The organism is Thiolapillus sp., from assembly GCF_048562965.1.
GTDB lineage: Bacteria > Pseudomonadota > Gammaproteobacteria > Chromatiales > Chromatiaceae > Thiolapillus > Thiolapillus brandeum_A.
In genome coordinates, this window is the sequence record NZ_JBHNMF010001171.1 from 1 (window position 1) to 812 (window position 812).

Annotated in this window: 2 pseudogenes; both read left to right on the forward strand. The window is 53.0% G+C overall.

The features are described from left to right. A pseudogene (locus tag ACOCD2_RS23085) lies at positions 1-134 on the forward strand (IS30 family transposase); the annotation flags it as partial. 75 nt (positions 135-209) lie between these two features. After that, a pseudogene (locus tag ACOCD2_RS23090) lies at positions 210-812 on the forward strand (integrase core domain-containing protein); the annotation flags it as partial.

Sequence of the window (812 nt, forward strand, 5' to 3'; positions counted from 1 at the left end):
AGAAAGCGGGCGGCGATCTGCACAAACACCTTCGGCAGCGGCGCAAGCGCTACAGGAAGCGCTATGGCAGTCAGGAACGGCGAGGTCGCATCATCGGCCGGGTTGGCATCGAGGAGCGGCCAACAGAGATGGACCCCATAGGGGGGACAGGAACTGGACGAAGATAAGTGTTTTCCTCCATGATGAGCCAAAGGCTCAGGAGAAAAGTAATGAGACGAAAAAGACGAACCCATTCCCCGGAATTCAAAGCGAAGGTCGTCTTGGCGGCGATTCAGGGCGATCTGACCCTGGTTGAACGGGTAAAGAAGTTCGATGTGCATGCCAAGATTGGCCAGTTGACGATGGAAAATGATTTTTTAGAACGCGGGCTCGAACGGATTCACGGGCCCAGAGGAAAAAAGTGGTAGACCGGAAGGAATCTTTATCCATCACTCGCCAATGTGATTTGCTGGATCTACCGCGTTCGACTTTCTATCATGTGCCCAAGCCTGTTTCTGATGAAGAGCTGGCGTTGATGGCTTTGATTGATCGCTGTCACCTGAAGCATCCTTTCTATGGCAGTCGCCGCATCCGCTTTACCAGTGAAGAATTCACCGGTGTGCTCAAGGCGCACGATATCCGCATCAGCATGGGCGGCAAAGGGCGTTGGGTGGACAATGTCTTTGTCGAGCGCCTGTGGCGCATAAAGTACGAGGAGGTCTATCTGAAAGCCTATGACAGCATAGTGGAAGCAAGGACTTCACTCGATATCTACTTCACCTTCTACAATACAGAAAGACGGCATCAGCGCCTTGACCGGCGGACGCCAGATA